Annotated in this window: 18 protein-coding genes and 1 tRNA gene; 5 read left to right on the top strand and 14 right to left on the bottom strand. The window is 72.3% G+C overall.

The features are described 5' to 3' along the window. Nucleotides 1–96: 96 nt before the first annotated feature. Nucleotides 97–1317, bottom strand: a complete 1221-nt coding sequence (locus tag ABS735_RS03660; RefSeq protein WP_373899939.1) for an SPFH domain-containing protein — start codon at nucleotides 1315–1317, stop codon at nucleotides 97–99. A 60-nt stretch (nucleotides 1318–1377) separates the two neighbouring features. Further along, complete coding sequence (locus ABS735_RS03655) at nucleotides 1378–2292, bottom strand: peptidoglycan-binding protein (RefSeq protein WP_373899938.1); 915 nt, start codon at nucleotides 2290–2292, stop codon at nucleotides 1378–1380. 336 nt (nucleotides 2293–2628) lie between these two features. Between ABS735_RS03655 and ABS735_RS03650 the strand changes: the two genes are divergently transcribed. The 3 genes from ABS735_RS03650 to glxA all read left to right on the top strand — a co-directional run bounded on the left by ABS735_RS03650 (nucleotide 2629) and on the right by glxA (nucleotide 6935). Next, nucleotides 2629–2702: transfer RNA gene (locus tag ABS735_RS03650), tRNA-Lys, on the top strand. Between the two features lie 292 nt (nucleotides 2703–2994). Further along, entirely contained in the window at nucleotides 2995–5001 is a 2007-nt protein-coding gene (locus ABS735_RS03645; RefSeq protein ID WP_373899937.1) for a glycosyltransferase family 2 protein, read from the top strand. Beyond that, a complete protein-coding gene (glxA, locus tag ABS735_RS03640) occupies nucleotides 4998–6935 on the top strand; it encodes a radical copper oxidase GlxA (protein WP_373899936.1) in 1938 nt (645 codons plus the stop codon). The genes ABS735_RS03645 and glxA overlap by 4 nt, the downstream gene beginning before the upstream one ends. Before the next feature lie 66 nt (nucleotides 6936–7001). Here the strand turns inward: glxA and ABS735_RS03635 are convergent, their stop codons facing one another. The 12 genes from ABS735_RS03635 to ABS735_RS03580 form a co-directional block, all read right to left on the bottom strand. Continuing rightward, the gene (locus tag ABS735_RS03635) at nucleotides 7002–8036 is read right to left on the bottom strand and encodes a glycoside hydrolase family 6 protein (protein ID WP_373899935.1); all 1035 of its coding nucleotides are present in this window, start codon (nucleotides 8034–8036) and stop codon (nucleotides 7002–7004) included. Nucleotides 8037–8127: 91 nt separating this feature from the next. Beyond that, nucleotides 8128–8811, bottom strand: coding sequence for a class F sortase (locus ABS735_RS03630; protein ID WP_373899934.1), 684 nt, complete (start codon nucleotides 8809–8811; stop codon nucleotides 8128–8130). 2 nt (nucleotides 8812–8813) lie between these two features. Then, entirely contained in the window at nucleotides 8814–9380 is a 567-nt protein-coding gene (locus tag ABS735_RS03625; RefSeq protein WP_373899933.1) for a hypothetical protein, read from the bottom strand. Nucleotides 9381–9567: 187 nt separating this feature from the next. Beyond that, a complete protein-coding gene (locus tag ABS735_RS03620) occupies nucleotides 9568–10347 on the bottom strand; it encodes an HAD-IIA family hydrolase (protein WP_373899932.1) in 780 nt (259 codons plus the stop codon). Nucleotides 10348–10503: 156 nt separating this feature from the next. Further along, nucleotides 10504–11565, bottom strand: coding sequence for a 2-aminoethylphosphonate ABC transporter substrate-binding protein (locus tag ABS735_RS03615; RefSeq protein ID WP_373899931.1), 1062 nt, complete (start codon nucleotides 11563–11565; stop codon nucleotides 10504–10506). Between the two features lie 39 nt (nucleotides 11566–11604). After that, on the bottom strand, nucleotides 11605–12402 hold the full coding sequence (locus tag ABS735_RS03610; RefSeq protein ID WP_373899930.1) for an ABC transporter permease: 798 nt from the start codon (nucleotides 12400–12402) through the stop codon (nucleotides 11605–11607). Further along, on the bottom strand, nucleotides 12389–13213 hold the full coding sequence (locus tag ABS735_RS03605) for a 2-aminoethylphosphonate ABC transporter permease subunit (RefSeq protein ID WP_373899929.1): 825 nt from the start codon (nucleotides 13211–13213) through the stop codon (nucleotides 12389–12391). The genes ABS735_RS03610 and ABS735_RS03605 overlap by 14 nt, the downstream gene beginning before the upstream one ends. After that, nucleotides 13203–14273 (bottom strand): ABC transporter ATP-binding protein, encoded by a 1071-nt coding sequence (locus tag ABS735_RS03600; RefSeq protein ID WP_373899928.1) that lies wholly within the window; start codon nucleotides 14271–14273, stop codon nucleotides 13203–13205. Before ABS735_RS03600 ends, ABS735_RS03605 begins: the two co-directional genes overlap by 11 nt. Further along, a complete protein-coding gene (locus ABS735_RS03595) occupies nucleotides 14273–14983 on the bottom strand; it encodes a phosphonatase-like hydrolase (RefSeq protein ID WP_373899927.1) in 711 nt (236 codons plus the stop codon). Before ABS735_RS03595 ends, ABS735_RS03600 begins: the two co-directional genes overlap by 1 nt. 5 nt (nucleotides 14984–14988) lie before the next feature. Continuing rightward, nucleotides 14989–16134: a TIGR03364 family FAD-dependent oxidoreductase gene (locus ABS735_RS03590; protein WP_373899926.1), complete on the bottom strand. Its 1146-nt coding sequence runs from the start codon at nucleotides 16132–16134 to the stop codon at nucleotides 14989–14991. 120 nt (nucleotides 16135–16254) lie between these two features. Next, nucleotides 16255–17010 carry a GntR family transcriptional regulator gene (locus ABS735_RS03585; RefSeq protein WP_373899925.1) on the bottom strand — a complete coding sequence of 252 codons (756 nt, stop codon included), beginning with the start codon at nucleotides 17008–17010 and terminating at the stop codon, nucleotides 16255–16257. 172 nt (nucleotides 17011–17182) lie between these two features. Continuing rightward, nucleotides 17183–18409, bottom strand: coding sequence for an ROK family transcriptional regulator (locus tag ABS735_RS03580; protein ID WP_373900217.1), 1227 nt, complete (start codon nucleotides 18407–18409; stop codon nucleotides 17183–17185). Nucleotides 18410–18546: 137 nt separating this feature from the next. Here ABS735_RS03580 and ABS735_RS03575 point away from each other — a divergent pair, with 137 nt between their 5' ends. Next, nucleotides 18547–19629 carry a Gfo/Idh/MocA family oxidoreductase gene (locus tag ABS735_RS03575; RefSeq protein WP_373899924.1) on the top strand — a complete coding sequence of 361 codons (1083 nt, stop codon included), beginning with the start codon at nucleotides 18547–18549 and terminating at the stop codon, nucleotides 19627–19629. Continuing rightward, nucleotides 19626–20114 carry a heme-degrading domain-containing protein gene (locus ABS735_RS03570; protein ID WP_373899923.1) on the top strand — a complete coding sequence of 163 codons (489 nt, stop codon included), beginning with the start codon at nucleotides 19626–19628 and terminating at the stop codon, nucleotides 20112–20114. The genes ABS735_RS03575 and ABS735_RS03570 overlap by 4 nt, the downstream gene beginning before the upstream one ends. Nucleotides 20115–20144 lie beyond the last annotated feature (30 nt).

Raw genomic sequence — 20144 nt, 5'->3', positions numbered from 1 at the left:
TGAGCCGTGCAGGTCTAGACCAAGTTTCAGATTATTGCCGTCTGTTGAACATGTCCATACCAAAGGCGGAACCCGGTCCCCGGCCCCGCCGACCGGTCACGCCCCGGTGTCCCCCCGCCCCGCGCAGAACGCCACCGTCAGGTCCTTCACCAGCACCTTGCGTTCGTAGTCGTCCAGTTCGACCAGCCCGCGCACGGTCAGCCGGGTCACCGTGTCCTCCACCGAGTCCACGACCGAGGTCAGGACGCTCGCCCGCTGCGCCGCGTCCAGCGCGGCGATCCGGCGCCGGTGCATCGCGGCGGCCACCTCGGGGGCGTACTCCACCCGGACCGGCCGCACCGAGAACACCTCCAGGCCGACCGGCGCCGCGTCCGCCGCCACCAGCCGGGTCAGCGTGTCACCGGCCACGTCCGCCGAGCTGCGGACCGTGCCGAGCGGCTCCACCGGGACCCGGGCCAGCGCCGCCTCGACGCACTCGCGCAGATACGTCTCGTGGTCCTCGACGCCCAGCGTGGCCCGCACGGTGTCCCGCACCCGCCACACCACCAGCGTCACCGCCCTGAGCGCGACCCCGTTGCCGTCGGCCGCGGGCATCGGCTCGCTGCGCCAGTGCCGCAGCCGCACGTCCACCCGGCGGCGCAGCAGCAGCGGGTTCACCCACATCAGGCCGGTGCGCCGCACCGTCCCCCGGTAGCGGCCGAACAGACCGAGCACCCAGGCCCGCCCGGTCCGCCCCCGGGCCAGCCCGCCGAACCCGAACATCCCCAGCGCGCCCGCCGCCGCGTACGCCGCCCACTGCGCGGGCCCGAGCCCGGCACCCGCGTACGCCGGCAGCCCCAGCGCCTGGGCCGCGAGCGGTGGTACGAGACCGGCCCACCAGGAGGTGGCCGCGCACCCGGCCGCCCCGCACAGACCCGCGGCCACACCCGCGGCGCCGGGCAGCACCCGGGCCGGACGCTCCGTCAGCTCCGGGTCGACCGAAGCCACCGGGCGCGGGCGGGCGTTGACGGGACGCCGGGTCCGGGGCCGTTCCCCTGGCCGCTCCCCCGGGCCCTGCCGACGCGCGACGACCGCGGGCCGCAGCGGCACCGGCGCCGGGTCGGGGTCGTCGCGGAACAGCAGGTGGACGGGGATCTCGGTGGTGGCCTCGTTGTGAATGAGCCGGGCGGGCCGCGGACCGGCCTCCGCCACCGCGGGCGGGGCGGCGTCCGGCACCACGGCCCGGGGGCCCGTCAAGGTCTCGGGCGAGGACTCGGTCGAGGACTCGGTCGAGGACTCGGTCGAGGGCTCGGTCGAGGATGTCGTGTTCGTACTCATGCGTGCTCCAGCCTCCGCGCCAGACGCGTCATGAACGGGTGATCACCTACGGGGCGTCGGTCACGAGAAGAGCCGCCGCCAGGTCTCCGGGCCCGGGTGGCCGTCCGCCGCCCCGCCGCGCCAGCCCTGGGCGCGCTGGAAGGCCTGGACGCCCCGCCGGTCGGCCTCGCCCCAGCGCGGACCCGGCCCCTTCGTGTAGTACGTGCCGAATCCCTTCTTCACCAGCTGCCTGCCCAGCCGGGTGACGTACACGTTGTCGGCGCCCGGCCGGAACATCCCCCGCCCGGGATATCCCGCCACCCCGTGCGAGGCGGGGCCCGCGGCCGTGGGCGGCGCCTCCTGGGCGCCGGCCTTGCCCGCCTGGCTCGCGACGACCCCCTTGTAGCGGTACGGCAGGTACTTGGCGGAGTTGCTCCAGTAGGCGTACGGCGTGTCGAGTCTGCGGGTGTGCGGCGGGGTCTGCTCGTACGCCGTGTAGGCGGTGTGCGTGCCGTCCGTCCAGCCGCCGAAGATCACCACGTGGGAGCCTTTCTGTGGGTCGGACGCGTTGTGGAACAGCAGGATGTCGCCGGGCTGGAGCTCCTCCTTGGTGATGCGGTCGGCGACGGTGCCGAGGCTTCCGGTCCATTCGTTGGCGGGCAGCTTCCAGGCCATCGACACGAAGCCCGAGCAGTCCTGCCGGTAACCGTCCGACCAGAACGCGGTCATGCTGTACGGGACCTTCGCGGCCACCCAGGTCTTGGCCCGGTCGATGATCTCCGTACGGGTGACGCCGGCCAGTTCCGCACCGGCCGGGGGCGCCGCGGGCCGGCCGCTCGCGCCGTGCAGCGGGGCCCGGGGCCCCTGGGGGGTGCCGGGCTCGTCCCCGGCGGGAACACCCGGCCGGTGGGGCGCGTGGGCGGCCGCGGGGAGCGCCGCCGCCGTCCCCGCGCCGAGGGCGGACACGGCGGTCGCGGAGGCGGCGGCGGTGGCCACGACCAGCGCGCGGTACGCCGCCGGATGGGCGGGCGCGCGACCCGCCGGGGAATGCGGCAGAACGCGCCGCCAGTGGCGGCAGCCGGGACATTCACAATCGCTCGCGGGATCGATTTCCTCGAATACGGGAGTCTCCATGCGATTCCCCTCACACTCCCGGTGCAAATGTCCGCGGCGGCGCACTTCGGTACATGTCGGTCAGTTTCTCAACTGTCGTCATCACTCGCATGTTGACGGTCCGAATGATGTACACGACCGAAATGACCGTGCGCCGGTGACAACGGGCGCCGGTCCGGAGCACCGGTCGGCATCGGGTAGAGTTGTGCAGGTCAGCAGGCGCCGCTAGCTCAGTTGGTTAGAGCAGCTGACTCTTAATCAGCGGGTCCGGGGTTCGAGTCCCTGGCGGCGCACAGACGGTCGAAGGCCTCTCGTATCACACGAGGGGCCTTCGGTGTATCCGGTATCAGGGCGTCTTGCGATCATGACGAACGCCGTAGAACCCTGGTCCGGCCGGGGCCGGGTGCGGAGGGGATGCCGAGGGGGGCATCATGCAACCGGCGGTCGCCATTCCGTGTCTATATAAGGTGTGCATGCCGTGGTGACCATGACCCACCACTGACACGTCCGTGACGGTCGAGGGGGACCCGAGCAGACGAAGGAAGCGACGAAACACGCATTGACCCGCGTGTGGGGGGATGACTCATGACGTCGACGCCGACGGGCGCCGGGCAGGACCACGACCCGTCCCAGACCACCCAGCTCAGGGTGCCCGGGCACCGGAACTGGAACACCGGTTCGTTCCGCCGGATAAAGAAGACGCTGCCGAAGTACGACTACGAGCACTACAGCCGCCTCGCGGGCCCCCTCACCCAGCCCGACCCGAACAAGCCGTACCAGGTGCAGTACCGCTCGCTGATCTCGCAGGAGCCGCACCGCATCCGGGTCGCCCTGATGCTGGCCGCCGCCCCGCTGCTGTCGGTGGTGCTGCTGGTCTGGCTGCTCCAGCCCGAGCACTGGACGGAGCGCGACTACGTGGCCTTCGACTGGCTGCCCGCGCTCGACATCGTGATGCTCGTCGCGATCGGCCTGATCGAGCTGTTCCGCTGCCTGAACGTGCTGTCGAACGCGCACGCCACCCTGGTCGCCCGCGACCCGGTCCCGGTGGTGCCCGAGACCGGCACCAGGGTCGCCTTCCTCACCTCCTTCGTGCCCGGCAAGGAGCCGCTGGAGATGGTGACGAAGACCCTGGAGGCGGCCGTCAAGATCCGCCACCGCGGCCTGATGCACGTCTGGCTCCTCGACGAGGGCGACGACCCGGAGGTGAAGGAGGTGTGCGCGCGCCTGGGCGTGCACCACTTCTCCCGCAAGGGCGTCGCCAAGTGGAACCGGAAGAAGGGCCCGCACCGCGCCAAGACCAAGCACGGCAACTACAACGCCTGGCTGGAGGCGCACGGCGACGACTACGACTTCTTCGCCTCCGTCGACACCGACCACGTGCCGCTGCCCAACTACCTGGAGCGGATGCTCGGCTTCTTCCGCGACCCGGACGTCGGCTTCGTGATCGGCCCGCAGGTCTACGGCAACTACGACAACCCGATCACCAAGGCCGCCGAGTCGCAGCAGTTCCTCTTCCACGCGCTGATCCAGCGCGCCGGCAACCGCTACGGCGGGCCGATGTTCGTGGGCACCTCCAACGCGGTGCGCATCAGGGCGCTCAAGCAGATCGGCGGCCTGTACGACTCGATCACCGAGGACATGGCGACCGGCTTCGAGATGCACCGCCACAAGAACCCGGCCACGGGCCGCAAGTGGCGCTCGGTCTACACCCCGGACGTGCTCGCGGTGGGCGAGGGCCCGAACGCCTGGACGGACTTCTTCACCCAGCAGATGCGCTGGTCGCGAGGGACCTACGAGACGATCCTCAAGCAGTACTGGAAGGGCTGGTACTCGCTGCCGCCGAGCAAGCTCTTCAACTACACGATGATGATCATCTTCTATCCGATGTCGGCCCTGAACTGGATCCTGGCGGCGCTGAGCTGCTGCCTGTTCCTGGGCCTGGGCGCATCCGGCGTCAACATCGACCCGGCGGTCTGGCTGATGCTCTACGGCAACGCCTCCGCGCTCCAGATCGGCCTGTACGTCTGGAACCGGCGCCACAACGTCTCCCCGCACGAGCCGGAGGGCTCCGGCGGCGTGGCCGGCATGATCATGTCCGCGCTGTCGGCGCCGCTGTACGCGAAGGCGCTCGTCGACTCCGTGCTGCGCCGCAAGAGCAAGTTCGTGGTGACCCCGAAGGGCGACTCGGCCAGCCCGGACACCCTGTTCGGGACCTTCCGGTACCACTGGTACTTCATCGTGATCTTCGGCGGCTCGATCACCGCCGGCCTCGCCCTCGGCCACTCGCACCCCGCGATGATCATCTGGGCGACCTTCGCGCTGCTGATCACCGCGTCGCCGATGTTCGCCTGGCGCCACGAGCTGAGGAAGGCGAAGAAGCAACCGCCGGTCGCGGCGGCGGAGCCCGCACCGCGGGTCCCGCCGCAGCAGCCCGCGCCCGGACAGGCGTACGCGCCGTACGGGCAGCAGCCGCACGGACGACACGCGGCGCACGCACCGCAGCAGAAGCCCGACTGGGCCGCCTCCGCCGACGGGGGCGACGACCAGACCATGCAGATCGCCCTTGGTGGACTTGGGGGACGTAAGGAATGAAAGACCGTGCCGGCCGCCGCCGCGCCCGTCGCTTCGCGATAGGTACGGCGGTGGTAGTAGCGCTGGCCGGGATGAACGGGCCGTGGCTCTACCGCTTCAGCACCGAGAAATACCACCAGTACAAGATCAACCAACCGGAGTACAAGGCCGCCAACGGCAAGTGGGAGATCGTCGAGTTTCCCGAGGAGTACCGGCAGAACACCATCCACGCGGCACTGCTGCGCACCGGCAAGGTGCTGATGGTCGCCGGGTCCGGCAACAACCAGGACAACTCCGACGACAAGCAGTACGACACCCGGATCTGGGACCCCGTCAAGGGCACCATCAAGAAGGTGCCGACGCCCACCGACCTGTTCTGCACCGGGCACACGCAGCTCGCCAACGGCAACCTGCTGATCGCGGGCGGCACCAAGCGGTACGAGAAGCTCAAGGGCGACGTCACCAAGGCGGGCGGCCTGATGGTCGTCCACAACGAGAACCCGGACAAGCCGATCACCCTTCCGGCGGGCACCAGGTTCACCGGCAAGGAGAACGGCAAGACCTTCGTCTCCAAGGACCCCGTCCTGGTGCCCCGCGCCGAGAAGGTCTTCGACAAGGCGACCGGCAAGTTCCTGCGCAACGACCCGGGACTCGGCCGGATCTACGTCGAGGCGCAGAAGAGCGGCAGCGAGTACGAGACGGGCACGGAGGACAACTACCGCATCCAGGGCCTGTCGGGTGCCGACGCGCGCAACACGTACGGCATCGCGCAGAAGCTCGCCCTCGACAAGAAGGACTTCCAGGGCATCCGGGACGCCTTCGAGTTCGACCCGGTCGCCGAGAAGTACATCAAGGTCGACCCGATGCACGAGGCCCGCTGGTACCCGACGCTCACCACCCTGAGCGACGGCAAGATCCTCAGCGTCTCCGGCCTCGACGACATCGGCCAGCTGGTCCCGGGCAAGAACGAGATCTACGACCCGAAGACCAAGGAGTGGACCTACACCGACAAGGTCCGCCAGTTCCCGACGTACCCGGCGCTGTTCCTGATGGAGAACGGCAAGATCTTCTACTCGGGCGCGAACGCGGGCTACGGTCCCGACGACGTGGGCCGCGACCCCGGCATCTGGGACGTGGAGACCAACAAGTTCAACAAGATCCCCGGCATGAGCGACGCGAACATGCTAGAGACGGCGAACACGGTGCTGCTGCCTCCGGCGCAGGACGAGAAGTACATGGTGATCGGCGGCGGCGGGGTCGGCGAGTCCAAACTGTCCAGCGAGAAGACCCGGCTCGTCGACCTCAAGGCGGACGACCCGAAGTTCGTGGACGGGCCGTCACTGGAGAAGGGCACCCGCTATCCGCAGGCCTCGGTCCTGCCCGACGACAGCGTGCTGGTCTCCGGCGGCTCGGAGGACTACCGGGGCCGCGGCGACTCCAACATCCTGCAGGCGCGGCTGTACCACCCGAACACGAATGCGTTCGAGCGGGTCGCCGATCCGCTGGTGGGCCGCAACTACCACTCCGGTTCGATCCTGCTGCCCGACGGGCGGCTGATGTTCTTCGGCTCGGACTCGCTCTACGCCGACAAGGCCAACACCAAGCCGGGCAAGTTCGAGCAGCGGATCGAGATCTACACGCCGCCGTACCTCTACCGGGACTCGCGGCCGGATCTCTCGGGCGGACCGCAGACCGTCGAGCGCGGCGGGTCGGCGACGTTCACGTCCCGGGCGGCGTCGACGGTCAAGAAGGTGCGGTTGATCCGGCCGAGCGCGTCGACACACGTCACGGACGTCGACCAGCGGTCCATCGCGCTGGACTTCGAGGCGGACGGGGACAAGCTGAAGGTGACGGTGCCGAGCAGTAAGAACCTGGTTCCGTCGGGGTGGTACATGATGTTCGTGACGGACGGGGAGGGGACGCCTTCCAAGGCGGAGTGGGTGCGGGTTCCGTAGGGCTCCCGCAGGTCGTGACCAGGGGTGCGGGAGCGCTGTGGTCGATCGCGCAGTGCCCCGCGCCCCTTAGGCCTCTGTCCCCTGCGCCAGTTTCAAGGCGTACTCGGGCCACCACTCGCCCGCCTTCGGGCCGCCCTTGCACTCGCCGTCGGACTCCCCGGGGCGCTTGACCCACAGGTAGGCGTCCACGAGGGGGTCCGCCGTCTTCGTGGTCGGGGTCTCGCCGAGGGCCCGGCCCGGGGGGTTGCACCAGCGTTCGTCGGGGGCGCCCTCGGTGTAGGGGCCGTTGCCGTTGCGGCTGGTGTCGACGACGAAGTGCTTGCCGCCCACCTTGGCGGAGAGCTGCTTGCCGTAGGCGATGGAGTCCTCGGTGGTGTAGAAGTTCGAGACATTGACCGCGAAGCCGTCGGCCTGGTCGATGCCTGCCCGCTCCAGGGGGTCGAAGATCTGGTCGGGGTGGCCCCAGCCGGCGTTGCCCGCGTCCAGGTACACCTTGGTGTTCTCCAGGGCGGTGAGCTTGGCGATCGCGCCCTTGAGGAGGTCGTAGCGCTCCTCGTGGAACTCCTGCGGGGTGCAGCCGTCGACGAGGTGGAGCACCGCGTCCGGTTCGAGCACGACGGTGGCGGCACGGTCGCCGATGCCCTTGGCCACGCCGTCGACGAAGGAGCGGTAGGCGTCGCCGTCCGCGGCGCCGCCCTCGGAGTACTGGCCGCAGTCGCGGTGCGGGATGTTGTAGAGGACGAGCAGCGCGGTGCGGCCGGCCTCGTCGGCGGCCTCGGTGAAGCCGCGGGCCTGCTCCTCGGGGTTCTCCGGGCTGATCCACTCGCCGGTCGGCTGCTGGGCGATCCTGCGGATCTGTTCGGCCTGGTCCTTCTTGCCCGCCTCGGTGAGGGAAGCCACCTGCTGGGCCGCGGTGCCGTCGGGGTTGACCCAGAACGGGTCGGCCTCCTTGGGCTGCTGCGTGATCCCGGCGCCCGCGCCCTTGTCGTCCCCGTCACCGGACGAGGAGCAGCCCGCGAGCAGCAGGGCCGCCGCTCCGAGTGCCGCCGCCGACGCAGCTCGCCTCCTGGACACGTTTCCGGCCGGCTTGCTGCCGTACATCCAACCCCCCTGGGTGCACTGTTCCGAGGCTCAATCCTGACATACGCCGCCTGTGCCCAGGCGGTTCCCCGGCAGGCGGACGGGGACTGTGCTAGGTGCCGGTTCCGGTCAGGTACGCGGAGACGACGACGTTGGCCGTGTAGCTGTCGGTGGTGTGGTCGAAGGTGCCGCCGCAGGTGATGAGGCGGAGTTCGGAGCGGCCCGTGTCGCGGGGTCCGTAGGCCTGCTGGGCGTCGAAGCCGTCGCGGGTGAGGACCTGGACGTCGTCGACGGTGAACTCGGCGACTTCGGCGTCGTCGCGGACCACGCGGATCGTCTCGCCGGGTTCCAGGGTGCTGAGCCGGTAGAAGACGGCGGGCCGGGTCTCGGTGTCGACGTGGCCGACCATCAGGGCGGTCCCGGCCGCTCCCGGGGCGACACCGGCCGCGTACCAGCCGACGGAGCCGGGCTGGTCGAAGGGCGGTGGTTCGATCGCGCCCTTGTCGTCGAGGCCGCGGGCGACGACGGGGGCCTCGACGCCGAGTTCGGGGACCTCGAGCCGCTGCGGCCGGGCCTCGCCGAGGGGTGCGTGGGCCGGGGGCAGGGGGACGTCCGGGGGCCGGCCGGCCGCCGCCATGTCCCCGGTGGCCGGCCGGGATATGCCCTCGCGCACGTCGGTGGCCTCGCGGCCCCACAGCCACAGCCCGAGGAGCAGCACCACCCAGGCGATGCCGGTCACCAGGCGGCCGCCGGGGACGGCGTTCGGTGCGGTCTCCCGCGTGTCCTGTTCGGACATGGTCAGTCCGTCCCGCGGCTCCGGCTGCGGACACTGCGCAGCGCGACGGCGACGGCGGCGATGCCCGCGAGCACCAGGCCGGTCACGGTGTGCGCCGTGCCGGGGGGATCGACGCGTGCCCCGTCCCCGGCGCCCGACGCGGCCAGCTCCGCGGTGCCGCCGCCGCCCGCGTCGACGGGGGCGACGGGCGAGGCGGGGGCGGACGGCCGGGTGTCCGGGCGACGGTCGTCCCCGACGGTGATGGTGCCCTTGCGGGCGTGGTCGCCGCACTTGACCTGCACGGCGTAGGCACCGGCCCGCACGCTGGTGCGGACCCGGCTGGAGCCGACGAGGACGCCGTCCTCCGCGGCCAGGCTGAGCCGGACGTCCGACTCGAACGCCGCGGACACGGCGACGGCCGTCTTCTCGGTGCAGTCGGGCACGCGGAGCGTGACGTCGCTGCCGGGCGCGGGCGAGGACGGGGACACGGAGACGCCGCCGCCGTCCGCCGCGTAGGTGTAGGCCGCCGGTGCGCACAGCGCGGTGGCCAGCGCGGCTCCCGCACAGAGGGTGACTTTCAGTGAGCCCATCGTGTACCTCCAGTTACCTGGAGGCTCCCCCGGGCGGCCCGCCCCCGCATCCCGCGCGGGGGCCGGACTACTCCGATCGGGTCACGCGGGGCACGTCCGCGTTTCGGCCCCGCCGACTCGGATCCGTCGGCTCGGATCCGTCGGCTCGATTCCGTCGGCTCGGATCCGTCAGGTCGGACCCGTCGGCTCAGACCCGTTCCACGAGGTCCGCGATGGAGTCGACCACCTGGGACGGGCGGTACGGGAAGTCCTCGACCTGCTCGGGCCGGGTGAGGCCGGTGAGGACCAGGAAGGTCTGCATCCCGGCCTCCATGCCCGCCAGCACGTCGGTGTCCATGCGGTCGCCGATCATCGCGCTGGTCTCGGAGTGCGCGCCGATCGCGTTGAGCCCGGTGCGCATCATCAGCGGGTTGGGCTTGCCGGCGAAGTACGGCTGCTTGCCGGTCGCCTTGGTGATCAGCGCGGCCACCGCGCCGGTCGCCGGGAGCGGCCCCTCGGTGGAGGGGCCGGTCTCGTCGGGGTTGGTGCAGATGAAGCGGGCGCCGGCGTTGATCAGCCGTACCGCCTTCGTCATGGCCTCGAAGGAGTACGTGCGGGTCTCGCCGAGGACCACGTAGTCGGGGTCGTGGTCGGTGAGGATGTAGCCGATGTCGTGCAGGGCCGTGGTCAGACCGGCCTCGCCGATGACGTACGCCGAGCCGCCGGGCCGCTGGTCGTCCAGGAACTTGGCGGTGGCCAGGGCCGAGGTCCAGATGGAGTCGATCGGCACTTCGAGGCCCATGCGGCGCAGCCGGGCGTGCAGGTCGCGCGGGGTGTAGATCGAGTTGTTGGTGAGGACCAGGAAGGGCTTGCCGGATTCGCGGAGCCTCTTGATGAAGGCGTCGGCGCCGGGGATCGGCACGCCTTCGTGAATGAGGACCCCGTCCATGTCGGTGAGCCACGACTCGATGGGCTTGCGGTCTGCCATGTGCTCGGTCTCCTGCCTGGGCGGTCCTGCGTGCGCCCCAGCCTAAACAGTGCCGGATCTTGAGGGAACGGTCGTCTCAGCTCCCGGTCTGCTCGGCTCGCGGTGTCGTCGGCTCCCGGTCTCCTCGGCTCCCGGTGTCGTCGGCTCCCGGTGGCCTCAGCTGCCCGTCGCCTCCTTCCAGGCGTCGATGTAGGAGGTGAGGTTCTCCTCGATGTCGTCCCAGTCGGGCTCGAAGACCTCCACGCCGTCCATCAGCTTGGTGAGGGCGACGGCGTTGGCGTCGGTGGCCTTGACGTCCTGGCGGGCCGGGAAGCCGCCGCCGATCTCGCTGACCTGCTGCTGTGCCGCCTGGCCCAGCATGTAGTCGAGGAGCTTCCTGCCGTTCTCGGTGTGCGGGGCCTTGGTGACCAGGCCGGCCGCGTAGGGCAGGGCGAAGGTGGTGGGCCTGCCGCCCTGGCGGGCCGGGAACCAGATGCCGAGGTTCGGCATGGTCTTGGACTGGGCGTGGTTCATCTGGACGTCGCCGTTGGCGACGAGGAGTTCGCCCTTGTCCACCTTGGGCGCGAGCTTGCCGGTGGAGGCGGACGGGCCGACGTTGTTCTTCTGGAGCTTCTTCAGGTACTCCATGGCGGGCTTCTCGCCGCCGAAGTCGTGCATGGCCTTGATGAGGACGGCGGTGCCGTCGCCGGCGACGCCCGGGGTGGAGTACTGGAGCTTGTTCTCGTACTTCTCGTCGAGCAGGTCCTCCCAGGTGGTGGGGGCCTGCTTCAGCTCCTTCGTGTTGTGGACGAAGCCGAAGTAGTTGTTGACGACGGCGGTCCAGGTGCCGTTCTCGGACTTGTCGGCGCCGCTGACCTGGTCGACGCCCTTCGGGGCGTACTTCTGGAGCAGGCCCTTGGCGTCGGCCTGCTGGATGAACGGCGGGAGGGTGACGAGGACGTCGGCCTGCGGGTTGCGCTTCTCGCGGACGGCGCGCTGCACCATCTCGCCGGAGCCGCCCTCGACGTACTCGACCTTGATGCCGGTCTCCTTCTCGAAGTCGGCGAAGACCCGGTCGTACCAGCCGTCGCCGTTCTCGCCCTTGAGGCCGTCGGCGCTGTAGACGGTGACGACGTTCTCGTCGGAGGCGGCGGAGGTGCCGGAGCAGGCCGTCAGTGGGAAGGAGACGGCGGCGAGGGCGGCAAGGGCGGCGAGCGGCTTGGCGGCGTTCCTGGGCATGGCGAGGTGAACTCCTTGCGGGTCGGGGCGAGGGGCGGTTCAGCGGTACGAGGCTCTGGTGCGGATCCGGGAGAGGGCGAGCAGCACCAGCAGGGTGGCCGTCATGAGGACCACGGCGACGGCGGAGCCGGTGAACAGGGCGCCGCGGTCGGTGGCGGCGTAGATCAGGACGGGCAGCGGCGTCCAGTCGGGCGGGTAGAGCATCATCGTGGCGCTCAGCTCGCCCATGGACAGGGCGAAGCACAGGCCGGCGGCGGCGGTCAGGGACGGCAACAGGAGCGGCAGCCGCACCCGCCACAGGACGTACGCCGGTGAGGCGCCCAGCGACGCGGCGGCCTGCTCGTAGGCCGGGTCGAGGCGGGTGAGCGCGGCGGACACGGACTGGTGGGCGAAGGCGGTGACCAGGACGGTGTGGGCGACGATCACGATCCAGCGGGTGCCGTTGAGCGGCATCGGCGGCTGGGAGAAGGCGACCAGGGTCGCGAGGCCCACGACGACGGAGGGCACGGCGAGGGGCAGCACGAACAGGGCGTCGAGCGCCTTGCGGTGCCGGGTGCGCAGCGCCGCCGCGGCGAGCGCGGCCCAGGTGCCGGCGGTCAGGGCGAGCAGGCTGGCGGTGACGGCGGTGACCAGGCTGGTGGTGAGCGCCTGGAGGGCCTCGCCGCGGGTGGCGGCCGCGTAGTGGGCGGTGGTCGGCCCCGCGGGCAGGACGCCGGACCAGTGGGTGGCGAAGGAGGCGCCCAGGACGACCAGGAGGGGCAGGGCGAACAGGGGCACGAAGAGGAGGAGGAAGAGGGCCCACACGGCCCACCTGGCCCCGCGGCTATGCACGAGCACGGCGGCTCACCACCCGGTAGAGGCCGTACAGGCCCACGGAGATCAGGACGTTGACGACGGCGACCACGCAGGCGCCCGGGTAGTCGGACTCCAGGATCGCCTTGCCGTAGACGAGGGTCGGCAGGGTCGTGACGCCCTTGGCGCCGGTGAACAGGACGATGCCGAACTCGTTCAGGCACAGGACGAGGACCAGGCTGCCGCCGGCCGCGAGGGCGGGCAGCGCCTCCGGCAGGATGATCCGCCGCACGATGCGCGGCGCACGTGCGCCCAGTGAACCGGCGGCCTCCAGCTGGGCGGTGTCCAGCTGCGAGAAGGCGGCGAGCAGCGGGCGCATCACGAACGGCGTGAAGTACGTGATCTCGGCGAGCAGCACGCCCCACGGCGTGGTCAGGAACCGGAACGGCCCCTCCGCCGCCCCCGTCAGGTCCGTCCACGCGCCGTTGGCCATGCCGACGGTGCCGTATACGAAGAGCAGGGCGAGGGTGATCAGGAAGGACGGGAAGGAGAGGAAGACGTCGACGAACCGCGCCACCGCCCGCGCCCCGGGGAACGGCACGAAGGCGATGACCAGCGCCAGCACGAACCCGAGCACCAGGCACCCGGCGGTGGCGGCGAGGGCCAGCCACACGGTGGTCCACAGCGCTTCCCGGAAGACGGTGGAGGCGAGGACGTCGGCGTAGGGCGTCAGGGAGGTGCCGCCGGTGTCGGGCCGGAAGGACTGCTGGACGACGAGGGCGAGCGGGTAGAGGAAGAAGAGCGCGAGGAGGGCCACGGGCGGCAGGGCCCACAGGTACGCCGCTTTACTCCTCATCGGCGCTCACCCCCGCGGGCAGCAGCACCGCGTCGTCGGGGGCGAAGTGCAGGGTGACCTCGTCGCCGTGGGCGGGCGGCTCCCGCAGTTCCCGCACGTCGGCCATGACGCGGTGGCCGGCGACGTCGACGTGCAGGCGGTGCGTGGCGCCCCGCCACTGGATCTCCGTCACCGTGCCGGTGAGCCGGTTGGGCCCGGGTCCGTCGTCGATCCCGACGAGGTGCGGCCGTACGCACAGGGTGGCCGAGGCGCCGGGTACGGCACTCCCGGTGTCCACCTTCAGCTCCGTCTCCCCCAGCAGCGCCCCGTCCGCCCCCACCGTCACCGGCAGGAGGTTCGCGTTGCCGACGAAGGACGCCGTGAAGGCGTTGGCCGGCGCGCGGTACAGCTCGCGCGGGGTGCCGCAGGCCTGCAGGCGGGCCCGGTCCATCACGGCGATCCGGTCGGCGAGGGTGAGGGCCTCCACCTGGTCGTGAGTGACGTAGAGGATCGACACGTCGGGCAGCTCGCGGTGCAGCCGGGCCAGTTCGGCGAGCATCCCGGAGCGCAGCTGGGCGTCGAGCGCGGACAGCGGTTCGTCCAGGAGCAGGACGCCGGGTCGGATGGCCAGCGCGCGGGCGATGGCGACGCGCTGCTGCTGGCCGCCGGACAGTTCGCGGGGGTGGCGGCGGGCGTAGGCGCCCATGCCGGTCATCTCCAGTGCCTCGGCGACCCGTTCCCGTATCTCGGCCCGGGCGACCTTGCGGGCGCGCAGCCCGAAGGCGACGTTCTCCTCGACCCGCATGTGCGGGAACAGGGCGTACTGCTGGACGACCATGCCGATGCCGCGCCGGTGCGGGGGCAGGGCGGTGACGTCGCGGTCGCCGAGGAACACCCGCCCCGAGGCGGGCCGTACGAACCCGGCGACCGCCCGCAGCGCGGTGGTCTTGCCGGATCCGGACGGCCCGAGCAGCGCCATGACCTCGCCGGGTTCGACGGTGAGGTCCAGGGCGTCGAGGACGACATTGCCGTCGTAGGCGACGGTGACGTGGTCGAAGCGGATACCGCTGCCGCCGCTCATCAGCCGGCTCCCCGCAGGAGGGCGGGCAGGCCGGCGACGGAGTCGAGGACGTGGGTCGCGCCCGCCTCGCGGAAGGCGTCGTCGCCGTGCGCCCCGGTACGCACCCCGGCGACCAGGCCCGCGCCGGCCCGTACGCCGCTGAGCACGTCGTACGAGGTGTCGCCGACGACGGCGACCTGGCGTACGGCGTCGGCGGCGCCGGTGCGCAGGAAGGCGGTCAGCACCATGTCCGGGTGGGGGCGTCCGCGTCCGCCGGCGTCGGCGGGGCACAGGGTGAGCGGCACCAGGTCGCGCCAGCCGAGGGCGTCGAGGATGGCGTCCTGGGTGACTCGGGCGAAGCCGGTGGTGAGGACGACGGTGCGGCCGTCGGCGGTCAGTTCCTCGACGGCCTCGCGGGCGCCGGGGACGGGGGCGATCAGGCCGTCGTCGACGAGGGCGCCGTACGCCTTCTCGAAGGCGGTGTTGGCCCGCCGGGCGCGGTCCTCGTCGCCGAACAGGTGCCGGAAGACGGAGATCTTGGACTCGCCCATGGTGGCGCGGACGTAGGCGAGTTTGTCGGCGTGGTCCGGGGTGCCGGGCTCGACGCCCAGTTCGCGGGCGGCGGTGTCGAAGGCGCGCTCGACGAGGCCGCCGTCGGCGACGGTGGTGCCGGCCATGTCGAGGACGACGAGGCGGATGTCGGGGGCGGGGGCAGGGGCGGGGGTCGTCATGGTGTTCACCAACCCAGTTCGTTCGCGGTGGTCTCGGCTATCGCGGGTGAGCAGGTCATGCCGCGCCCGCCGGGCCCGGTGACCAGCCACACGCCGTCGCGCAGTCGTTGCCGGTGCACGACCCGGGTGGTGTCGGTGCACTGCGCGTACACCCCGGCCCAGCGGCGGCGGACGCGGGGCAGCGGGCGGCCGAGGAGGGACTCGACGACGCCGGTGAGGTGCTCGTAGGGGTCCTCGACGGTGTCGAAGGCGAAGGGGTGCTCGTACTCGTGGGTGTCGCCGATGGTCAGTCCGCCGTCGGCGCGCTGGACCATCAGCAGTTGCATCCGGTGCTCGGCGGCCGTGGCCGGCTGCGGCTGCCGGGCGTTCAGCTCGTCCAGGGCGGGCGAGCCGTACGCCGGGTAGTAGCGGAAGCTGTCGGCGTCGGCGACCGAGGTGGTGAGCGGTTCGCCGAGCGGGTCGGTCTGCATCATCTGCAGGCGGACCCGGCGCACGGGCAGGTCGGGGCCGGCCAGTTCGCGCACGAGGCCGCCGAGCCAGGCACCGGTGCACAGGACGACGACGTCGCCGGTGTGGATGTCGCCGTGGTCGTCGCGGACGGCGTTCTCGCCGATGACGTCGCGGACCTCGCGGCCGGGCAGGAAGGTGTAGCGCGGGGACTTGCGGAGTTCCGTGCGCAGGACGAGCTGGGCGGTGCGCGGTTCGACGGCGGCGTCGCGCTCGCAGTACAGCGCGGCGTCGAACTCGCCCCGCAGGGCCGGGTTCAGGGCGCGGGCCTCGCCGGGGGTGAGGAGCTTGTGGCCGCGGGCTGCGGCGTCCGGGCGGGCGACGGCCGCCTCGGCGACGGCGCGTTCCAGGTCGCCGCGCAGGGGGGTCAGGGAGCCGTTGGCGCGGAAGCCCAGCGCCGGGATCCGGCCGCCGATCTCCTCCCACAGCTCCCGGGCCCGCAGCGCGGTCTCCAGCTCCTCTCCACCCGCTCGGCCACTGACCCAGATCTGGCCGAAATTGCGCAGCGAGGCGCCGCGCGCCTCCGTCTCGCGCTCGATCTGTACGACCTCGTGGCCGCGGTTCACTGCGTGCCAGGCGTGCATGGTGCCCACCACGCCGGCTCCGACGACTATCACTCTCACGACCGCCACGCTCCTTGGCATCGGGGAACCGGAGGAATCCGGCTGACAACGAGAGCGTGAACTGGTCATCACGTTTGGGCTAGACCCGTTATCTTTTCGTTACTCCTACGGGTGCTCGGTGTGGGTGCTTTTCAGCCGCGTTCAGCCGTGCAGACGGGTGGTGAAGGAGAAGCGGTCGCCCCGGTAGAGCGTGCGCACCCGCTCCAGCGGGCGGCCCTCGGTGTCCCGGGAGACGCGGTGGATGAGCAGCATCGGGAGGGCCGGCGGGGTGCCGATGAGCAGGGCCTCGCGCGGGGTGGCGAGCACGGTCTCGATGCGTTCGTCGGCGTCCCCGAAGGCGATGCCCTGCTCGGCGAGGTGGGCGTAGAAGGACGAGTCGGGGTCGAAGGCGGTGTCCAGGTCGGGGATGCGGGCCACGGCGACGTAGGTGCTCTCCAGCCCGACCCGCTCGTCGTCCGCGAGCAGCACGCGCTCCAGGTGCCAGACGGGCTCCCCGCGCGTGAGGCCGGTCTCCGCCGCGAGCACGTCGGGGCAGGGGAAGCGGTCGAGGGTGACGAGCGCACGGCCGGGGGTGCGCCCCTGGCGCCGGACGCCCTCGGTGTAACTGGCCAGGGACAGCGGCTGCGCCAGCTTGGGTCCCGCGACCACGGTGCCGCGCCCCTGCCGGCGCAGCTTGCCTTCCAGCACGAGTTCGCGCAGGGCCTGCCGCACGGTCTCGCGGGCGACCTCGTAACGCTCGGAGAGGTCCCGCTCGGTGGGGATGGCGCTGCCCTCCCCCAGTTCGCCGACGAGACGGTCGATCCGCGCCTTGACGGCGTAGTACTTCGGCACGCGCCCGTGCTCGGGGATCCCGGAGCGGACGGGGGCGCCGGGGGCCTGGTCGTTCGGATAGTCCACGCAGGGATGGTCGCAGACGCGGGTGACGGGGGCCGGGCGGCACCGGGGAGACCGCGCCCCGGCCGTCCGGGACGGCGACGGAGGGGACCGGACCGACGCGGCACCCGGGGAACGTGAGGCCGGCCTTGGTGATGTGGGACCCCGGCCTACGCCCGCGCCGGGTCCCGTCGGTTCAGCCGCCGTCCCCCCGCCCGAACAGCGGCGCGAGCAGCAGCTGGGCCGCGCCCTCCGCGACCGCCCGCGTCCCTCCCGGCGCGAGCCGCACCGGTACGGCGCCGTCGCGGCCGCCCTCGCGCCGGGCGCGGGCGTCGAGGACCGCGCCGACGCCGTGCACGAAGGCCTCGGGCGCGGCGGCGACGGTACGGCCGCCCAGCAGCACCAGGTCGATGTCCAGCAGCCCGGCGAGGTTCGCGGCGCCCGTGCCGAGCACCCTGGCCGCCTCCGCGAGGTCGCCGCGGGCGACGGCGGCGAGGCACAGGGCCTCTATGCAGCCCCGGGCGCCGCAGGTGCAGGGCGGCCCGTCGAGCTGGACGACCTGGTGCCCGAACTCACCGGCGCCGGTCCGGGCACCCCGGTGCACGCCGCCGCCGAAGACGAGACCGGCGCCGAGGCCCGTACCGAGGTGCAGATAGGCGAAGGAGCCGCCCCCGCCGCCCCCGTCGTCCCCGCCGCCCCCGCCGCCGATCGCGAGGCCGAGCGCCGCCGCGTTGGTGTCCTTGTCGACGACGACCGGCACGCCCAGCCGCCGCTCCAGCGCGTCCCGCAGCGGGAAGCCGTCCCACTCCGGAAAGCCGGTGACCCGGTGCAGCACACCCCGGAGGTGGTCGAGCGGCCCGGGAAGGGCGACGCCGAGACCGAGGAGGGTGGGGACGGCCGCGAGGCCCCGGCCCGTCGGCCACGAGCCCTCGACGGCGGCGGGCACCGAGAGCACCTCCCCGACGAGTTCCTCCGCCGCCCGCGCCACCCCCTCCAGTACGGTCTCCGCCCCCGCCCCCAGGTCCAGCCGGGCGCACCGCTGGGCCACCACGGTGCCGTCGAGGTCGACCAGCACCGCCCGCAGCTCGTCCCGGTCCAGGTGAACGCCGAGGGCGTGGCCCGCCCCGGGCACCAGGCGCAGGACCGTGCGCGGCTTGCCGCCGGTGGACGCGCGGCGTCCGGCCTCGGCGGCCAGGCCCTCGCCCCGGAGCCGTGCGGTGATCTTGCTGACCGCCTGCGGGGTGAGCCCGGTGCGCTCGGCGAGTTCCAGCCGGCTGATGCCCTCGGCACCGGCGGTGCGCAGCAGGTCCAGCACCAGGGCGGTGTTGTGGCTGCGCAGGGCGAGCAGATTGGCGCCGCCCGCCGCAGCCCGCATGCCGACGCCCGCCGCACCCCGCGCGCGACCACCCGCCGTACCGCGCATGCCACCGCCCGACGCGCCGCACGCCCCGGCGGCACCCGCACCGGCCCGTGATCCCGTACCTCCGCCGTTCGCCCTGTCCACGCCCCTATTGTCCCCGGCGCTTGCACTTTGGCAACACCGTTGCGAAAGTGGAGGGCATGACTGGTACTCCTCCCGGCAATTCCCCTCTGCGCGTCGGCCTCGTCGGCTACGGCCTCGCGGGTTCCGTCTTCCACGCCCCGCTGATCGCCGCCACCGAGGGCCTGGCCCTGGACACGGTCGTCACCTCGAACCCGGAGCGGCAGCAGCAGGCCCGCGCCGAGTTCCCGGACGTACGCACCGTCGCCACGCCCGACGAGCTGTTCGACCGGGCCGGCGAGCTGGACCTGATCGTCGTCGCCTCCCCGAACAAGACGCACGTGCCGCTCGCGACGAGGGCCCTGGAGGCCGGTCTGCCGGTCGTGGTGGACAAGCCGGTGGCGGGCACGGCGGCCGAGGCGCGCGAGCTGGCGGCGCTGGCCGAGGAGCGCGGCCTGCTGCTCTCCGTCTTCCAGAACCGCCGCTGGGACAACGACTTCCTCACCCTGCGGGGGCTGCTCGCCGAGGACGCACTGGGCGACGTGTGGCGCTTCGAGTCCCGCTTCGAGCGCTGGCGGCCGAAGCCGAAGGGCGGCTGGCGCGAGTCCGGCGACCCGGCGGAGATCGGCGGCCTCCTGTACGACCTCGGCAGCCACGTCGTCGACCAGGCCCTGGTCCTCTTCGGCCCGGTCACGCAGGTGTACGCCGAGTCCGTGGTCCGGCGGGCGGGCGCGGAGGCGGACGACGACACGTTCATCGCGCTCACGCACGCGAACGGCGTCCGCTCCCACCTCTACGTCTCCTCCACCGCCGCCCAGCTCGGCCCCCGCTTCCGGGTGCTCGGCTCGAAGGCCGGCTACGTCAAGCACGGCCTCGACCCGCAGGAGGCGGCGCTGCGCGAGGGCAAGCGGCCGGGTCCCGGCTGGGGCGAGGAGGACGAGTCGCTGTGGGGCCGCGTCGGCGCCGGGGACTCCCCGCTGACCGGCGGCGGGCAGGTGGCGGCGACCGTCGCGGGCGACTACCCCGCGTACTACGCGGCGGTGGCGAAGGCCCTGCGCGAGGGCGGCCCGAACCCGGTGGACGCCCGGGAGGCGGCCGCCGCCCTGGACGTGCTGGAGGCGGCCCGCCGGTCCGCCCGCGACTCCGTGGTGGTGACCCTGTGAGCACCGCACCGACGCCCGAGGCGTCCGTCCCCACCGTGGCGGAGCTGGAGGAGCAGGAACGCCGTCTGGTCTTCCGCCGGTTCACGAACGACGACGCGTGGGCGCTGGGCTCCCTGCTCGTCGAGCTGGCCCGGGAGCGTCAGGCGCCCGTGGCCATCGACATCCACCGCGCCGGCCAGCAGCTCTTCCACGCCGCCCTGCCGGGTTCCACCCCGGACAACGACGCCTGGATCGCCCGCAAGCGCCGCGTGGTGGAGCGGTACGGCTCGGCGTCGTACCTGGTCGGTTCCCGTTTCCGGGCCAAGGGCACGACCTTCGAGGAGTCCTCGCGGCTCGACCCGGACGTGTACGCGGCGCACGGCGGCTCCTTCCCGGTCACCGTCGCCGACGTCGGCGTCGTCGGCGCGGTGACGGTGTCCGGACTGCCGCAGGTGGAGGACCACCGGCTGGTGACGGAGGCGCTGGAGCGCTTCCTGGGCGAGTAACCCGGCCGGCCCCGGTCCGCCCCGGCCGGC

The sequence above is a fragment of the Streptomyces sp. MMCC 100 genome (genome assembly GCF_041538145.2).
Taxonomy (GTDB): Bacteria; Actinomycetota; Actinomycetes; order Streptomycetales; family Streptomycetaceae; genus Streptomyces.
This window is presented reverse-complemented; position numbering and strand designations above follow the sequence as displayed.